General features: G+C 66.1%; 17 protein-coding genes. 3 read left to right on the top strand and 14 right to left on the bottom strand.

Annotation, left to right across the window (positions count from 1 at the left end; genetic code table 11):
• Nucleotides 1-119 precede the first annotated feature (119 nt).
• Entirely contained in the window at nt 120-584 is a 465-nt protein-coding gene (locus tag AU198_RS25520; RefSeq protein ID WP_064351373.1) for a YciI family protein, read from the top strand.
• Between the two features lie 27 nt (nt 585-611).
• Here AU198_RS25520 and AU198_RS25515 read toward each other — a convergent pair whose 3' ends face one another.
• From AU198_RS25515 to AU198_RS25460, 12 genes are read right to left on the bottom strand one after another with little or no spacing between them, the layout of a single operon-like run.
• The gene (locus tag AU198_RS25515) at nt 612-866 is read right to left on the bottom strand and encodes a DUF3253 domain-containing protein (protein WP_064351372.1); all 255 of its coding nucleotides are present in this window, start codon (nt 864-866) and stop codon (nt 612-614) included.
• Between the two features lie 17 nt (nt 867-883).
• Nucleotides 884-1,456 (bottom strand): hypothetical protein, encoded by a 573-nt coding sequence (locus AU198_RS25510; protein WP_064351371.1) that lies wholly within the window; start codon nt 1,454-1,456, stop codon nt 884-886.
• Between the two features lie 2 nt (nt 1,457-1,458).
• Nucleotides 1,459-2,262 (bottom strand): mannan-binding family protein, encoded by an 804-nt coding sequence (locus AU198_RS25505; RefSeq protein WP_064351370.1) that lies wholly within the window; start codon nt 2,260-2,262, stop codon nt 1,459-1,461.
• A 19-nt stretch (nt 2,263-2,281) separates the two neighbouring features.
• On the bottom strand, nt 2,282-2,959 hold the full coding sequence (locus AU198_RS25500) for an Rv1363c family protein (protein ID WP_064351369.1): 678 nt from the start codon (nt 2,957-2,959) through the stop codon (nt 2,282-2,284).
• A 21-nt stretch (nt 2,960-2,980) separates the two neighbouring features.
• Nucleotides 2,981-4,231 carry an MlaD family protein gene (locus tag AU198_RS25495; RefSeq protein WP_064351368.1) on the bottom strand — a complete coding sequence of 417 codons (1,251 nt, stop codon included), beginning with the start codon at nt 4,229-4,231 and terminating at the stop codon, nt 2,981-2,983.
• A complete protein-coding gene (locus AU198_RS25490; protein WP_156431746.1) occupies nt 4,228-5,532 on the bottom strand; it encodes an MCE family protein in 1,305 nt (434 codons plus the stop codon). The genes AU198_RS25495 and AU198_RS25490 overlap by 4 nt, the downstream gene beginning before the upstream one ends.
• Entirely contained in the window at nt 5,532-6,650 is a 1,119-nt protein-coding gene (locus tag AU198_RS25485) for an MCE family protein (RefSeq protein ID WP_064351366.1), read from the bottom strand. Before AU198_RS25485 ends, AU198_RS25490 begins: the two co-directional genes overlap by 1 nt.
• A gap of 22 nt (nt 6,651-6,672) precedes the next feature.
• Nucleotides 6,673-7,719 (bottom strand): MCE family protein, encoded by a 1,047-nt coding sequence (locus tag AU198_RS25480; protein ID WP_064351365.1) that lies wholly within the window; start codon nt 7,717-7,719, stop codon nt 6,673-6,675.
• A complete protein-coding gene (locus AU198_RS25475; RefSeq protein WP_064351364.1) occupies nt 7,712-8,767 on the bottom strand; it encodes an MCE family protein in 1,056 nt (351 codons plus the stop codon). Before AU198_RS25475 ends, AU198_RS25480 begins: the two co-directional genes overlap by 8 nt.
• Nucleotides 8,764-10,275 carry an MlaD family protein gene (locus tag AU198_RS25470; protein WP_064351363.1) on the bottom strand — a complete coding sequence of 504 codons (1,512 nt, stop codon included), beginning with the start codon at nt 10,273-10,275 and terminating at the stop codon, nt 8,764-8,766. Before AU198_RS25470 ends, AU198_RS25475 begins: the two co-directional genes overlap by 4 nt.
• Nucleotides 10,276-11,130 carry an MlaE family ABC transporter permease gene (locus tag AU198_RS25465; protein ID WP_064351362.1) on the bottom strand — a complete coding sequence of 285 codons (855 nt, stop codon included), beginning with the start codon at nt 11,128-11,130 and terminating at the stop codon, nt 10,276-10,278.
• A 1-nt stretch (nt 11,131) separates the two neighbouring features.
• Nucleotides 11,132-11,971: an MlaE family ABC transporter permease gene (locus tag AU198_RS25460; protein ID WP_064351361.1), complete on the bottom strand. Its 840-nt coding sequence runs from the start codon at nt 11,969-11,971 to the stop codon at nt 11,132-11,134.
• A gap of 367 nt (nt 11,972-12,338) precedes the next feature.
• Between AU198_RS25460 and fadD8 the strand changes: the two genes are divergently transcribed.
• Nucleotides 12,339-13,937, top strand: coding sequence for a fatty-acid--CoA ligase FadD8 (gene fadD8, locus AU198_RS25455; RefSeq protein ID WP_064351410.1), 1,599 nt, complete (start codon nt 12,339-12,341; stop codon nt 13,935-13,937).
• An 83-nt stretch (nt 13,938-14,020) separates the two neighbouring features.
• Here the strand turns inward: fadD8 and AU198_RS25450 are convergent, their stop codons facing one another.
• Both AU198_RS25450 and AU198_RS25445 read right to left on the bottom strand, forming a co-directional pair.
• Complete coding sequence (locus AU198_RS25450; protein ID WP_064351360.1) at nt 14,021-14,617, bottom strand: nucleoside/nucleotide kinase family protein; 597 nt, start codon at nt 14,615-14,617, stop codon at nt 14,021-14,023.
• Nucleotides 14,601-14,810, bottom strand: a complete 210-nt coding sequence (locus AU198_RS25445) for a hypothetical protein (protein WP_064351359.1) — start codon at nt 14,808-14,810, stop codon at nt 14,601-14,603. Before AU198_RS25445 ends, AU198_RS25450 begins: the two co-directional genes overlap by 17 nt.
• 127 nt (nt 14,811-14,937) lie before the next feature.
• Between AU198_RS25445 and AU198_RS25440 the strand changes: the two genes are divergently transcribed.
• Complete coding sequence (locus AU198_RS25440) at nt 14,938-16,140, top strand: RNA polymerase sigma factor (RefSeq protein WP_064351409.1); 1,203 nt, start codon at nt 14,938-14,940, stop codon at nt 16,138-16,140.
• Nucleotides 16,141-16,196: the final 56 nt, after the last annotated feature.

Below are 16,196 nucleotides of genomic sequence, written 5' to 3'. Positions count from 1 at the left end.
TCCCAAACTCCGATGAAAAATTCGTGCGGCCCGTGTCGAATCCAGTGAGAACCCATTCGACGTAGTCGTGAGGGCGCGAAAACCCGCCCCGTCAGAAGCGACTAGAAGGAGACAGACAAATGGCGCGATACATGCTGATCATGCGGGTCACCCCCGAGGCCGAAGCTGCGTTCGCCGACGCCAACGTGGACTTCAACGAGGTCATCGAGTCGATGGGCCGCTACAACGAGGAGTTGATCAAGGCCGGTGTGATGCTCGCCGGCGAGGGCCTGACCGGTCCGGAGGACGGTTTCGTCGTCGACTTCGACTCCGATCCGCCGGTGGTGACCGACGGCCCGTACACCGAGGCCAAGGAGCTGTTCAACGGGTTCTGGATCATCGACGTGTCGTCGAAGGAGGAGGCCAAGCAGTGGGCCCAGAAGTGCCCCCTGGGGCCCGGCGTGAGGCTCGAGGTGCGGCTGGTCGGCGAGACCGACCAGTTCCCGCAGGACAACCCCTGGATCAAGAAGGAGATCCAGTGGAAGGCCGAGCTGGCGGAGAAGGTCGCGGCGCAGGCGCGGGCCGAGGCCGACAAGTTGGCGTGAGTCCTTGCTGAGCGCGTGCGACGGGCGCTACGTGGCGCGGATCCGGATGGGTCCGCGCCACTCGGCGTTCGGGTCGAGCACCTCACCTTTCTGGGTGATCTCGACGTCGCCGTTGCGGGCCAGGTCGCGGGCGGTCTCGCGGGCGTCGTCCATCAGTTCGCGCCAGTCGTCGCCGCCGACGGCGCGGGCCGCGTCCGACGGGCAGATCGTCTTGTCCGGGCCGCGCTCATGAATGAGCCTCAGGATCGTCTCGCGCAGCCGCTGCCTGGCATCGGTGCTCACCGGCCGAACCCTACGCGCTATGCGCCCGCACAGACCCCGGAGTCGCGGATCACGCCGCCGTAGACGTTTGCGGTCGCGATGTTGGCGTTGATCTGCCCGGACGGCATCCGCTTCTTGATTTTGTCGCTGATCTGAGTGAACTGATACCACAACCGGTAGATCGAATCCCCATGGAACACCGGCGAATACTCGCTCTGGTCCGGGTAGTTGATGATGAACAACGTGTGGGCGCGGGGGTCGAGGAATGCGGCGGACTGATCGAGGTTGGCCGCGACGATGTCGCCCGCCTCGCTGACCCCGGGCCGCCCCCAGTCGTCACCCTGATCGGCCAGGAAACGCTGAAATCCGTACACCTGGCCCATCAGCTGCTCGTACTGCGCGTTGAACCACTGACACGAATCACGCATCGCGGTGATCTGCTCCGGCGTGACCCGTATCTGCCACAGGTTGTACGGGAACACGGTGTAGTCGGGTTGCCAATCCGACGGATGCGGTGTGAACACCGGGAGCGTCGGGGCGGCGGGTTCGGCGCGGCTCACCGGTGCGAACAACAGCAATCCGGTCAGTAATGCGGCAAGCACCCGAAACATGCTCAACCACCGCCGAATTCGGGGCGCAGGATCGGCGCGAGCGCCGACAGCGGGATGTGGGCCTGCACGGTGCCGCCGTCCATCGCCCACTGCGGAAGCCCCGGGCTGAAGTTGATCGGCCGGTCCCGGGCCACCGGGTAGTCAGGCATGTAGAGGATCAACTCATCTGGAGTGAGCGCCCACGCTTTGTACGCACCGGAGTAGACCTTGTCCGGGGTCCAGCGATCCGGGGTGAACGGGTAGGTGCCAGGTTGGTGCGGCGGCGGTGCGGCGTCGAGTGCGGCGACGATGAACGGTTCGCCCAGGCGCGGGATCTCGGCCATGTGGTCGACGCCCGGTTTGAACAGGTCGGCCAGTTGCAGCCGCCGACCATCGGCGAAGGTGAAGGTGCGGTAGGCGTCGCTGATGATCGGTGCGTTCGGGTGTGCGAGGGCGTCGGTACCGACCGTCCCCGAGTACATCTCGTGGAAGACGACGGTCATCGCGCCGCCGTGCTGGAAGATCTGGAAGTGCTGCTCGCCGAAACTGTCGTGGACCGTCATCTTCGCGGCGTCGCGCCAGTTGTTCATCAGGTTGGTCAGGTACTCCCGGATCGTCGGGTTGTCCACCAGATCGCCGGGCAACGCCATCTTGATGTTGCGCGTCGCTTTGCGCTCCGAAACCACCGACGTGCTGCAGAACTGCCCGTCCCAATGCCCGCCGAGCTCCGCGCAGAAGGAGGGCGCCGACGCGGACGCGGTGGGTGCGACGGCCACCACCGCGGTGATCATGGCCGCCGCGGCCAGTGCCGGGTTCAGCAGGCGCATCTCACGTCTCCCCACGTCCTCACGGCAATTCGACTTTGCTTGCCCGCCAACGCCCGTCGACGCTCTCCATCGTCATCTTGATGCGGCTGCGGTCGATGCGCGGATCGGGCACATTGGTGTTGGTGACGGACTGGTCGACGAACAGCAGCACGACCGCCTTGTCCTTGGTCGCCGACTGGACCGCCGATTCGAGCACCACCCCGTGAGCGGATGCCTTGTTGTCGATCAGCAACTGCCGCAGTTGGCTGCTGGACTGTGAGTACATGTCCTTGAACTCGCCGGTCGCCCCGTCGAGCACCGCATCGAAGTTCTCGTCGACCTTCGCCGAGTCGATGCTCGTCAAGACCTGTGCGTAGGTCACCGCTGCGGCCTGGGCCTGTTCGCCGGCCTGAGCGACCTGACGTTCCTGCCACAGTTGCCAGCCGAGGAACCCGGTTGCGCCGAGCAGCACCACGAACGCCAGGATCAGCGCCCCGCGCAGCACCGGGCGGCGCCAGTTGCGTGCGGCGCCTTCGCCGTTCGAGTCGTTGGAGGCGTCGTCACCGGACTCGGTTTTGGGAGTCTCGGCATCGGATTCGGCGGTGTCGGTTTCGGCGGTGTCGGACGTGGCGGTGTCGGACTCGGCCGCCGTGTCGGCTTGCGGCGCGTCGGGCTTGTCGGTCTCGCGGTCTCGGTCGGTACTCACGGGCATCGTCATCTCCTCACGGATAGGCGTCGGTCAGCGCGGCGGCTCGATCGGGAGCGTCGGGCCGCCGTAGGGCGTCGGAATCGTGTAGCGCCCCTTCGGGGTTGGGTCCATCTGTCGGCCGAGGTCGGCACCCGGGGGCGGCCCGGCGGTGTCGTCTCCGGCAGGTCGTGGTGCGTTCTTGGCTCCGCGCACCAGGACTCCGGGGTGGTCGTCGCGACAGTAGGTGTACATGAACGGTTCGGGATAGTCCGCGTTCGACGGCGGCAGCTTGGGGGTGCCGTAGTCGCATGTGTAGCGGGGATAGATCTCGGCGGTTCCCCACAATCCGCCGCTGTGCATCGCGGCGCCGAGCGCGTCGAGCACCGATGTGCGGTGCTTCGGGAACAGCGCGTTCAGCGCCGGCACCCGCAGGTAGAGCAACCGGGACGTGGTGCTCAGATTGCCAAGCAGCTGCACCATGGTGTCGGAGTTGTCGACGAACAGGTTGTCGACGTGCTTCAGGACGCCGGGTGTCTGGTCGGTGAGCCGGCGATAGCCGTCGCGCATCTTGTTGATCCCGACGAAGCTCTCGCTGAGATTGTCTGAGGCAGCATCGATTCCGGCGTTCTTGTCGGCGACGAGGGTGAACACCACCTGGCTGGTGCGCAACAGCGAACTCGTCTCGGGCAGGACCGAATCGAGGGTCGACAACAGGAAGGTGCCGCCATCGACGATGTCGGCCAGTTTCTGCGGACCGGCTTCGCTCAGACTCAGTTCTCGTCTGATGAGTTCGAGTTTCTCGGTGTCGGCCTGGGCCAGCGCCCCGTCGGCGTTGGCGAGCAGCTCGGCCAGGCTCACCGGAATCGCGGCCCGGCCCTGGCCGACCACTGCGCCGTCCGCAAGGAACGGGCCCGTCTGATCGTCGGGAACGAAGTCGATGTACTGCTCACCGGCCGGGGACAGCCCCGAGACCCGCACGGCAGACGATTTCGGGATCTGCTTCGTCGAGTTGACGGTCACCACCGCGTTGACGCCGCCGGGCGTGAGGTCGAGCCGTTCCACCCGGCCGATCCGCACTCCCCGCAGCGTCACATCCTGATTGGGCAACAACCCGGCCGACGCCGGCAGTTCGACGGTGAGCCGGTACGTCGACGCGAGCGGATTCACCTGTAACGCACCGAACAACAGATACGCGGTCGCCACCACGAGCGTCATGACCAACGCGATCGCCGACAGCCAGGCCCGGCGACGGTAACCGAACCGGACGAGGTCGACGATGCGGTCGGCGGCAGCGCCGATCATCGTGGGGCCTCGGCGGGCAGCGGGGCAGGCGACGGCGGCGACGGCGGCGGAGCGACCGGCGGCGCCTGGGGAGCGGCGGCCGGTCCAGGAGCGGCGGCCGGCGCAGGCCCATGCTGGGGCGCGACGATGATCTCACCGGGCTCCGTCGGGCTGGGGATCACCGGGACTTGCGGTACCCCGGGCCCCCTGCCAACGACCCGCTCCTGCAACCGAAACAGCGTGTACTGCAGCGTGCCGACCAGCTGATGCCAGTCGTGGCGCTTGGGTCCGTGCAGCCCCGGGTCGCCGGCGTATCCGATGTCGGGGATGGACCCCAGGACCAAACGGTCGACGCTGGCGTCCAGCGCGATCGAGCTACTGGTCAACGTCTTGAGGAACGGCGGCATCAACCGGTTGAGCGCGTAGAGCGTGGCGCCGGGAGCCAGCGCGACGTCGTTCCACGCGCGCGCAACGGTATTGGCATCCGCGATGACACTGCGACCGCTGGTGTCGGTGCCCGCGATCGACGGGAACTTGCGCATCTGGTTCGAGACATCGCCGAGCTGTTTGACGAGATCGGCGATCTCGGTGGTGTGGGCCGCCAACGTGTCGGTGGCCGGGCGGGCCTCGGCCATCACGTCGGCTATCACCTGGTTCTTGGCGGCAATCGAGTTGGCCAACCGCGAAGTCTCGGTCATCGCGGTCGAAATCTCGTCCGAGCGCGCGTTGAGCGTGCCGAGCGTGTCGTTGGTCTTGCGGATGAGGGCGCCGAACGCCTGGCCTTCGTCACCGGTCGCCTTGCCCAGACCGTTGATGATGTTGGTGAAGTTGCGCACCGCACCGCCGTTGACCAGGATCGCGGCCGAACCCAACACCGATTCGACCGTGGCCGCGGCCGTCGTCGACTCCAGGGGAATGGTGTCGCCGTCCTTGAGCAGCGGCGTGCCCGGTTCCACCGGGCTCGGCGGCTTGATCGCCACGAACACGTCCCCCAGCGGTGTCGCAGAACGCAATTCGGCCGTGCTGCCCCGCGGCAACTGCACACCGTCCATGATCCGCAACGTGGTGACCGCGGTGTAGTTGCGGGCCACCATCGACTCCATCTGGCCGACATCGGCGCCAGCCAGCTTGACCTTGGCGTTCGCCGGCAGGTTCAACGCGTTGGAGAACACGGCGGTCACCCGGTATCCACCGGAGCCCACACTGGGTGCCGGCAGCGGAAGACTCGACAGACCCTCGGTGGCGCAGCCGGAAACGGCCAGGCACCCGCTCATCGCCAGGGCCGCTGCCAGCCGCCGCCGGCGGTTCCGGACGGTGGCCATCACTTCTGCCCCATCGCCGCGAGCCCTTCGAGCATGTACGTCAACCCGAAATCCGGTCCGAAGTCCTGCAATGTTCCCGTGCTGCAACCCAACTGGCGCAGGCCCATCATGTTGCAGACCTCCTTGATCAGCTGGTTGTCGAACAGCACCTTGTCGGTGACGACCTTCACCCGCAGCGCGCCGTTCTTCTGGTCGGCGACGTTGTAGAGGTTGTCCAGGGTCATCGGCGCGAGGTCGAGAAACTCCATCAGATCGCGTTCGTGGTCGACCGCGGTGTTCAACACGATGTCGCCGTTGGCGACGAGATCCTTGATCGAATCCCGGTGCTTTTCCAACACTTCGCCGGTGTTGGTCAACACCTCGTTGATCTTCTTACCGGTGGTGCCACTGCCGAGGTCCTCGTCGGCCAGGATCTGGCTCAGGGCCCGCACGGACGAACCGAACTCCCGCATCATCGAGTCGTTGCGGGCCGCCGCCTCCGACAACGAACTCACGTTGCGCACGATGGTGGTGAGCTGATCCTTGGTCACAGTGCCGCGATCGGCGCTGAGCCGCAACGCATGCGACAGTTCACCCAGCGCGTCCTTCATCTGCTGGCCGTTGCCGTCGACGATCGCCGCGCTGGCGTCCACCACATCGGCGATCGGGCCGTCTCCCTTCCCGTCACCGCGCAGCGACAGCGCGAGCTTGTCGAGAACGTCGAGCACCCTGGCGAATTCGACCGGTGTCCGGGTGCGGTTCAAACCGATGGTGTCGTGGTTCTGCAAGGTGGGGCCGTCCCGGTAGGGCGGGGTCAACTCGATCTGGCGATCGGTGAGGATCGAGTTCGAGATGGTGGCGGCCTGGACGTCTGCGGGTACCTTGACATCCTTGTCGACGGTGAAATCGACCTCGACGTAGCCACCCTTGGCGGTGATCTTGGTGACCTTGCCCACCGGCATCCCGAGGACCGCGACCACATTGCCTTCGTATAGCCCTGCGGCGCTGTCGAACTGGGCGGTGACGGTGATGGTATCGAGCTGATCCGCTGCGAACTTGACCACCACGACGGCCGCGGCGAATGCTACGGCGAGGCCGACGGCGACGACCGCGATGATCTTGGACCTGGTGCTTTTCACACTCGCTCCTGGGATGGCTGGCTCATTTGCAGTCCTGGTAGTACTCGAGCATGCCGAACTGTTTGGCCCGGCCGCTGATTGCGCACATCCAGGAGTCGACCAGCAGGCCGCTGGAGGCGTTGAAGTCGATCGCGTTGCCGGTGCCGGTGATGTTGGTCATGTTGCGTAGCGCGACTGCCCCGGACTGCAGGATGCTGCGCACCATGCCGTCGTTTCGGCCGAGCAGAGTGGAAAGCTCCCGCAGGTTGTCGAGCAGCTCCTCGAGCTCGGGCCGATCGTCGATCACGATGCTGCTCAACGTCTCCACCAGGTTGGTCAGTCCGTCCATCATCGCGTGGAACGTGGCACGCCGCGCGACGAACTCACCGAGCAACGAGTTGCCCTGATCCATCAGGCTGCCGATGGTGGACTGCTGGCGACGCAGCGTGGAGCTGACCAGTTCCGTCGTCTTGAGTAGCTCGCCCAACTGGTCGCGGCGTTCGGCGATGATCGTCGACAGCGTGTGGGTGTTCTCCAACGCCTGCGGAACGACCGGGGGCAGGGTCTGCAGCTGGCGGCCCAAAATCGCCAGAGTTTCGGCGAACTGATCGGAGTCGACCTGCTCGTAGGTGGTGGTGACGTCGGCCAGCGCCTCCTGCAGGTCGTAGGGCACCTCGGTGTGCGTCAGATCGAAAGTGTCGTCGGGCAACGAACCTGGCCCGTCGGGATACAGCGCGAGGTAGCGCGATCCCAGGATCGTCGTGATCTTGATCGACGCGCGCGAGTCTTCACCGAGCACGACGTCGTTGCGGACTTTCAGACCGGCCTCGACATGGTCGCCCTTGAGTTCCATGCTCGACACCTCACCCACCGGGATGCCGGCCACGGTGATCGGATTGCCCGGTTGCAGTGCCGCGGCTTGCAGAAAACGTGCGGTGTAGTGGCGGTAGCCGAAGTCGGCGACCCGCACCAGCATCAGCACCCCGATGAGAACCGAAACCACCGCGACGGCAACGACTCCCAGCCAGATCTTGCTGTAGCTCTCCAGGGGGCGCCGTCTGCGCCGGGTGTTGAGTGTTCGATCAGCCATTGGCCATATTCCTGCACTTGGGGGTGTACCGGGCTTTGTTGCCGGGGGTGGCCGCGTCGACGACGATCGGGGTCACATCGTTGAGGCCGGGGAAGAACGCGGTGCCGTCGAGGTTGCACGCATAAGCGCTGGCGTAGGTGCCCTCGCCGGTGATGCGCGCGAATCCTTTGAGCATCAACGGCAGATTGGCGCCCACGAAGGCCAGTTGCGGTTCGATCTTGACCATGTGCTGCGCGAAACCCGGTTCGCGCTGAACGAGTTCGTTCAGCGAGGGGTAGACCTCGTCGGAGATCGTCGATAGCTGGCGCACCACTTTGGCGATCGAGCCCATCGAATCCACCAGTTGGGGCCGTCGCGCGTCGAAGGTCGAGACCACCGAGCGTGCTTGGCCGATGACGTGGTCGAGGTCGTCGTTGTGTCGGGCGAGGTTGGCAACGACGAGGTTCAGGTCGGTGATCACCCCGCCGAGTTCCTCGTCGCGGCCGGCGAACGCGTCGGTCAGCTGCGCGGTCTGGTCGATCAATGCGGTGATCGACCCCTCGTCGCCCTGCAGTGACTGGATCACACCCTTGGTGAGGTTGTCGGCATGCCGCGGGTCGAGCACGCTGAACAGCGGTTCGTACCCGTTGAGGAGCCTGCCCACGTCGAACGACGGATCGGTCTGTTCGACCGGGATGACACTGCCGGCGGGTAGCGGATCGGGCGATCCCAGGTTCCCCAGCGACAGGCCGAGGTACCGCTGCCCGACGATGTTCTGGTAAGTCACCGAGGCGACGGTGGTGCCGAGCAACTGCTGGTCGCGCTGCACGACGAACGACACCTTGGCGTGTTTGCCTTGCAGGTCAATGCTTTCCACCCGACCCACCCGGACGCCGGCCATCCGGACGTCGTCACCCTCGCGTAGGCCGAAGACATCGGTGAACACCGCGGCGTAGGGCACCGTCGAGCCGGCGACGTCCCGGCGCAGCGTGACGTAGACGAGCCAGGTCAACGTCAGCGCCACCACCATGAACAGTGACAGCCCGACGAGTGCGGCACGATATTTCATCGGGTCCCCCCGATCACGGCTTCGGCGGGCAGCGGTGGCGCCGGTGCGGGGGCGGCGGGTGGCGGTGCGGGTGCGGCCGGCGGCGGCGCGGGTGCCCGGGGCGAATCCCCCGGTTTGGGTGCAACCGGCGCCACAGGCGACTGGTTCGCCGGCGGTGGGGGTATCGGCACCAGCGCGTCGTTCGCCGTTCCCGGCACCGGCGGCGCGGGCGACATCCACGGTGGTAGTGGTGGATTCGGGTCGGCCAGGCTGGGATTGGGGTTCACCAGCGGCGGACCCACAGCGATCAGATTTCCGTTCTCGCCGAGCACCGTGCCCGGGGGAGGCGCCAGATCCTTGGGCGGCTGATAGTTCTGCGGCAGCAGCACATCGGGCAACTCCGGCCGGGTCACCACCAGGGGCGCGGTGTAACAGCTGGGGCCCTTCAGTTCCCCGTAGCGCGGGCAGTCGGCCCGGGTGTAGGTGTAGCTCGGTGTCAGGGAGAAGTTCATCCGCATGTTGCCGACATCGCGCTCGGGCCGCCAGACCTCGTTGAAGAACTTGTCGGACAAGCCATTCAGCTTGATGAAGGCCGGCAGCCAGTGATGTGAGGTGTCGGCCAGGATCCCCATCACCGGCGTCAGCTCCGAGGTGATCGTGACCAGCCGGTCGGTGTGGTTGTTCAGTGCAGTGTGGGTGGTTCCCATGGTGTGCATACCGCCACTGATCAGCGCGTCGAGTTGAGCGCGCTGCTGAACCAGGGTTTGCATCGGTTCGACAGCCATGTGCAGCGCGTCGATCAGTTCCGGCGCGGTGGCCTGCAGCCCCCGCGTCGCATCGACCAGCGCCGAGACCGTGGTCGGGCCCGGATCGGTGGCGACGATCGCGTTGAGCTGATCGAGCATCCGATTCAGTTGCGCGCCACTGGTGAGCAGTTCGGTGCGGCGATCCTCGGTGGCCTCGTTCACGGCCGCCAGGACGCCCACCGTCTTGTCCTCGCGACCGCGGCCGGTGGCGGCCAGGATGTCGCGCAACTTACTGATCGTGGTCTGAAACAGCACGGTGGGCAGCTCGGTGTCTTCCGGAATGTGCGCCCCCGCACTGATCGCCGGTCCGCGTTGCTTGCTTGGATCATTCGCCGGCCCGCCGGCGGGATCCACCAGTTGCACCGACGACACCGCGAACACGTTGCTGGGCACCACCCGCGCCGTGACGTTCGCCGGTATGGAGCGGGCGTAGTGGGGATCGAGATTGATGTGGACGTAGTTGGGATTTCCGTGCGCTGCCGGGGTGACACTGTCGACGGCTCCGACCAGGACGCCGTGATACTTCACGTCTGAGCGCTGCGGCAGTCCGTCACCGACGTTGACGAGATTCGCCACGACGCGCACGAACGGATCGAGGCGTCCCGTCGCCTTGACCAACAGGGTCACCGAAATCAGCGCCAGCACAACAGCAACGGCGATACCGGCGCCGATCAACTGGCGATCGGTGGGGCCCCGCCCGTCCAGATCAAAGGAATTCGCCACCTACCCCCCAAACCTCGCTCCGGAGTCGACGTTCCACAGCGCCATGGTGAGAAGCATGTTGACGATGATCACCACGGTGATGCTGGCCCGCATGGCATGTCCGGCGGCGACCCCGACGCCCTCGGGCCCGCCGCTGGCATAAAAGCCGTAGTAACACTGGATCGTCGTAGCGATCCAGACGAAGACGATCGCTTTGAGAAGCGAATACAGGATGTCCTCGCCCGACAGCATCAGCGTGAAGTAGTGCAGATACGAGCCGGTCGATCCCCCACTGATGACGTACACGACGACCTGTGTGGTCAGGTAGCTGACCGCCAGGCAGACGACGTAGAGCGGGATCACCGCGATCACCGAGGCCATCAAGCGGGTGGTGACGAGGTACGGGATGGGCCGGATCGCCAGTGAGTCAAGGGCGTCGATCTCTTCGGCGATGCGCATGGAGCCCAGCTGCGCGGTGAACCGGCAGCCGGCCTGGGTGGCGAACGCCAGCGACAACGCGATCGGGGCGAGTTCGCGGGTGTTGACCAGTGAGGAGATGATGCCCGTCGCGGGACCCAGGCCGAGCAGGTCCAAGAAGTTGTAGCCCTCGATGCCGACCAGCGCTCCGACGGTGACGCCTAGGACGATCGCCACTCCGGCGGTTCCGCCTCCGACCACCAAAGAACCGTTGCCCCAGGCGATGTCGGACAGCAGACGGACGAACTCGGAGCGATAGTGCCGAAGCGCCAACGGGATTGCGACGATCGCCCGGACGAAGAAGACCAGCATGTGACCGAGGCGCCCGATCGGCGGGCCGACCTTCCCGAAGAAGCGGACGAAGGGTGCCAGCAGCGGAGGTACGTAAGTCGAGGCCATGTCACAAACCGACCCTGGGGAACAGCATGATGTAGAGCTGGCTGATCGCGACGTTGACGACCATCAGAATCAGAATCGATTCGACGACGGCGGCGTTGACCGAGTTCGCGACGCCGGTGGGACCGCCCTGGGTGGACAGCCCCTTCTGACAGGACACCACGGCGACGATGGCACCGAAGATGACCGCCTTCACCATCGCCACGATCATGTCGCCGGTCGTGGTGAACGAGGCGAACGTCGCGACGAAACTGCCGGGCGCGCCGTTCTGGAAGTAGACGTTGAACAAGTAGCTGGCGAGGAATCCGACGAAGCACACCATTCCGGTGAGCGCCACGCCGATCATGATCGCCGCGGCGAACCGCGGAACGACCAGGCGCCGGATAACCGACACGCCCATGACTTCCATCGCGTCGGTCTCCTCGCGCATCTTGCGCGAGCCGAGGTCGGCGGTGATGGCCGAGCCGACGGCGGCCGCCATCAGAATCGCGGCGGTCAGGGAGGCCGCCTGACGGATCACCGCCAGGCCGCTGGCCGCTCCGGCAAGTGAGGTGGCCCCGACCTGACCGGCCAGGAGCGCGAACTGAATCGACAGAGTCACGCCGATGGGCAGTGCCACGAGGACCGTCGGCAACACCGCGGTGCCCGCCATGAACGCGGCCTGGCGAATGAACTCCCACCACTGGAAACGTCCGGTGAACAGGTCGATGAACATGTACTGCACAGTCCGCACGCCCAGCACGAACTGGTCCCCGGCCGTCGCGAGCGAAGCCAGGGGATGGCGTTTGATGTAGCCGCCGGCCCAGTTGCCGATGACCTCGACTCCGTCACCACGTGTCGTCATGCTGAATCGCCATTCACTTAATGCTCAGACCCCCTGTCGGCAGCATTCACTATGCGTTGATACTGCCGCAGCAAAATTCAGTATTTTCCACCCGTTTGCCGTGGCCGCACTTTTGCCACAGCACCGAGACCCGTCACCACACATCCGATGAGGATGGACATTAACTTATTCCGTATGCGGGTGGTCCGATACGGCACCCCTTCCAGTCGTCCGAGTTGTGGCGGCATCGGTCAGAAGAGGTACCCGAGCGGCGCGTAGCGGGTGGCCCGCGCGAAGGCGGACGCCTGCCGACCGGTTCGGACAGGTTCGCGCGTCGATTCGCAGGGACTTGGTGACTGGAATTGGAACACGTTCTAGTCTGATGGCCATGAGTGACCTGCTGCGCCATCCGATCCATTCCGGCCATCTCACCGTCGGGGCACTGAAGCGGAACAAGGACAAGCCGGTGCTGTTCCTCGGGGACACCACGCTCACCGGTGGGCAGCTCGCCGAGCGCATCAGCCAGTACATTCAGGCGTTCGAGGCGCTCGGCGCGGGCGCGGGAACGGCCACCGGCCTGCTGTCGCTGAACCGGCCGGAGGTGCTGATGATCATCGGCGCCGGACAGACCCAGGGTTACCGCCGCACGGCACTACACCCTCTCGGTTCGCTGGACGACCACGCCTATGTGTTGAACGACGCCGGTGTCACGTCGCTGATCATCGACCCGAACCCGATGTTCGTCGAGCGGGCGCAGGGACTTTTGGAGAAGGTGCCCGCGCTCAAGCAGGTGCTGACGATCGGCCCGGTGCCCCCTGAGCTGGAGGGTGTCGGCGTCGATCTGACCGCCGAGGCCGCGAAGTACTCGCCGCAGCCGCTGGTGGCAGCCGACCTGCCGCCCGATCACATCGGCGGTATGGCTTACACCGGCGGCACGACGGGCAAGCCCAAGGGCGTGATCGGCACCGTGCAGTCGATCACGACGATGACGACGATCCAGTTGGCCGAGTGGGAGTGGCCGGAGCGCCCGAAGTTTCTGATGTGCACCCCGCTGTCGCATGCGGGCGCGGCGTTCTTCGTGCCGACGATCATCAAGGGCGGCGAACTGGTTGTGCTGACGAAGTTCGACCCGGCCGAGGTGCTGCGGGTGATCGAGGAGCAGAAGATCACCGCGACGATGCTGGTGCCGTCGATGATCTACGCGCTGATGGACCACCCGGACTCGCACACCCGTGACCTGTCGTCGCTGGAGACGGTGTACTACGGCGCCTCGGCGATGAACCCGGTACGGCTGCGCGAGGCGATCGATCGGTTCGGCCCGATCTTCGCGCAGTATTACGGCCAGTCCGAGGCGCCGATGGTGATCACGTACCTGGCCAAGGGTGATCACGACGAGAAGCGGTTGACGTCGTGCGGGCGGCCGACGGTCTTCGCGCGGGTCGCGCTGCTCGACGGTGACGGTAACCCGGTGCCACAGGGCGAGGTCGGCGAGATCTGTGTGTCCGGCCCGCTGGTGTCCGGTGGCTACTGGAACAAGCCGGAGGCGACGGCTGAGACGTTCCGCGACGGCTGGATGCACACCGGCGATCTGGCCCGCGAGGACTCCGACGGCTTCTACTACATCGTCGACCGGACCAAGGACATGATCGTCACCGGCGGATTCAACGTGTTCCCCCGCGAGGTGGAAGACGTTGTGGCCGAACACCCGTCGGTTGCACAGGTGTGTGTGATCGGCACGCCCGACGAGAAGTGGGGCGAGGCGGTGACCGCGGTGGTCGTGTTGCGCCCCGACGCCGATCGCTCCGAGGCAGCCGTCGCGCAGATGACCTCCGAGATCCAGGCCGCGGTCAAGGAGCGCAAGGGTTCGGTGCAGTCGCCCAAGCAGGTGATCGTCGTCGACTCGGTGCCGGTGACCGCGCTGGGCAAGCCGGACAAGAAGGCCGTGCGCGCGCAGTTCTGGGAGGGCAGCGACCGCGCGGTCGGCTGAGTTCCTGTTGGCGCGAGCGACCGCGTTTGTACATGCGATAGCGGCGTGTCGACGGGCAGACACGGTCGCTCGCGGGGGGTTTGCTACGGGGTGACGACGAAATCCGCTCTCGCCCGGGCGGTTTCGATGCGCGCGACGTTCGGGTCGTCGACCGCGCGCACCCATGCCTCGGCCTGCTCGGGTGACTTACCGAACTCGACGTGCCGGCCGACGAGGCGACGACGGCGTACGTCGGGCGGGGCGTCGACGTACCAGACCTCGTCGAGCAGGGCACGAATAGTCGGCCATGGGGGCTCGTCATCGAGCAGGTAGTTGCCCTCCGTGACGATCAGTCGATGGTCGGGCAGGACGGGGATGCTGCCCGCGATCGGCTGTTCTAGATTGCGGTGAAACGCCGGCGCGTAGACGGTCTCGTCGCGCTGGGCCCTGATGCGTTGCAACAGAGCGAGATATCCATAGGCGTCGAACGTGTCGATCGCGCCTTTGCGGTCGATGCGGCCCAGCCGCCGCAGTTCGACGTCGGCGAGGTGAAAGCCGTCCATCGGCACATACACCGCGTCATCGGCCGCGATCGCCTCGGCCAGCGTCGACTTGCCCGCACCCGGCAGCCCCGTGACACCGAGAACGACGCGGGGCTGTCGGCGCCAAAGCGCGTCGAGCCGACTAGTCCAGGAGGGCATCGATTTCCGCGGCGAAACGAGCAAGTCGCTCCTCTTCGCTGGGAATGCCCCGCTGCTCGTCGGCGGCGCGCTGCCAGCCCAGCCGCCACATCCTCGCGATCGCCCGGTCCCCCAGTCCCGCGTACGGGTTGACGAGCGTGTGCGGGAATGCCTTGCGGCCTTCCCAATACGCTGTGACCAACCTGTGGGTCATACCTTCCAACTTTCCGTCGCGACCAGTTGGAAAGCGCTGCGACACGCCGCACGAAACGCGGTTTGCATCGGCTCGGCACAATGAAGGCGTGAGCGACGTGCAGGCGACCGTCGACGCGGTGTGGCGGATGGAGGCGGCGAAAATCGTCGCGACGCTGACGCGCTCGGTCGGCGATGTCGGGCTCGCCGAAGACCTGGCCGCCGACGCGCTCGTCGATGCATTGGAGCAGTGGCCCGTCACCGGCGTTCCGCGCAACGCCGGCGCATGGTTGACCACCGTTGCCAAACGCAAGGCCATCGACTTGTGGCGCCGCCAGGAGAATCTTGACAGCAAATACGCTGCGATGGCTCGCGAACTCCAAAGCCATGTCGAGGAATCGTGGGACCCCGACCGCATCGACGACGACGTGCTCCGGCTGATCTTCATCTCGGCACACCCGGTGCTGCCGCGGGAAGGCCGGATCGCGTTGACGTTGCGGGTCATCGGCGGGCTGACCACCGAGGAGATCGCCCGTGCCTTCCTTACGTCCACCCCGACCGTCGCCGCGCGGATCACCCGCGCCAAGAAGGCCCTCTCGGCCGCGAACGTGCCCTTCGAGGTGCCGGACCGCTCGGAGTATCCGGAGCGGCTCTCGGCGGTGCTGAGCGTGATCTACCTGATCTACAACGAAGGCTACTCGGCGTCGTTCGGACAGCGCTGGATCCGCGACGAGCTGTGCACCGAGGCGCTGCGCCTCGGCCGGGTGCTCGCCGCGCTGGTGCCCGATGAACCGGAAGTCCACGGCCTGGTGGCGTTGATGGAGCTGCAGTCGTCGCGTTTCGCCGCCCGCACCGACAGCGACGGCCGGCCGATCCTGCTCGAGGACCAGAACCGGGCGAAATGGGACCGGGCGCAGATCCAGCGTGGTGTGGCCGCGCTCGAACGCGCCGCGAACACGTTGCGGCGCAAGGGCACTGGATGGGGTCCGTATGCACTGCAGGCGGCGATCGCCGAGTGCCACGCCACCGCGCCGACCGCAGCCGACACCGACTGGGGCCGCATCGTCGCGCTGTACGACGGATTGGCGCGGGCGGCACCGTCACCGGTGGTCGAACTCAACCGGGCGGTGGCGGTGGCGATGGCCGACGGCCCCGAAGCGGGGCTGGCGATCGTCGACGCGTTGACGGGCCTGGAGGCTTCGTATCTGTTGCCGAGCGTGCGCGGCGAACTGCTGTCCCGAATGGGACGTGACCACGAGGCCGCGACGGAGTTCGAGCGCGCCGCCGCCATGACCGACAACGAGCGGGAACGAGAAATACTGCGCGACAAGGTAAGTCAGGTGCGCCGGTAGCATCGGCGCCATGAGTGAGATCAAGGCCGCCCTCGTCGGCCATTCGGGTGCGTTGT

Source organism: Mycobacterium sp. GA-1199, from assembly GCF_001500045.1.
Classification (GTDB): Bacteria; Actinomycetota; Actinomycetes; order Mycobacteriales; family Mycobacteriaceae; genus Mycobacterium.
The sequence above is the reverse complement of the archived record's forward strand: the minus strand, read 5'-3'. Positions and strand labels throughout refer to the sequence as shown.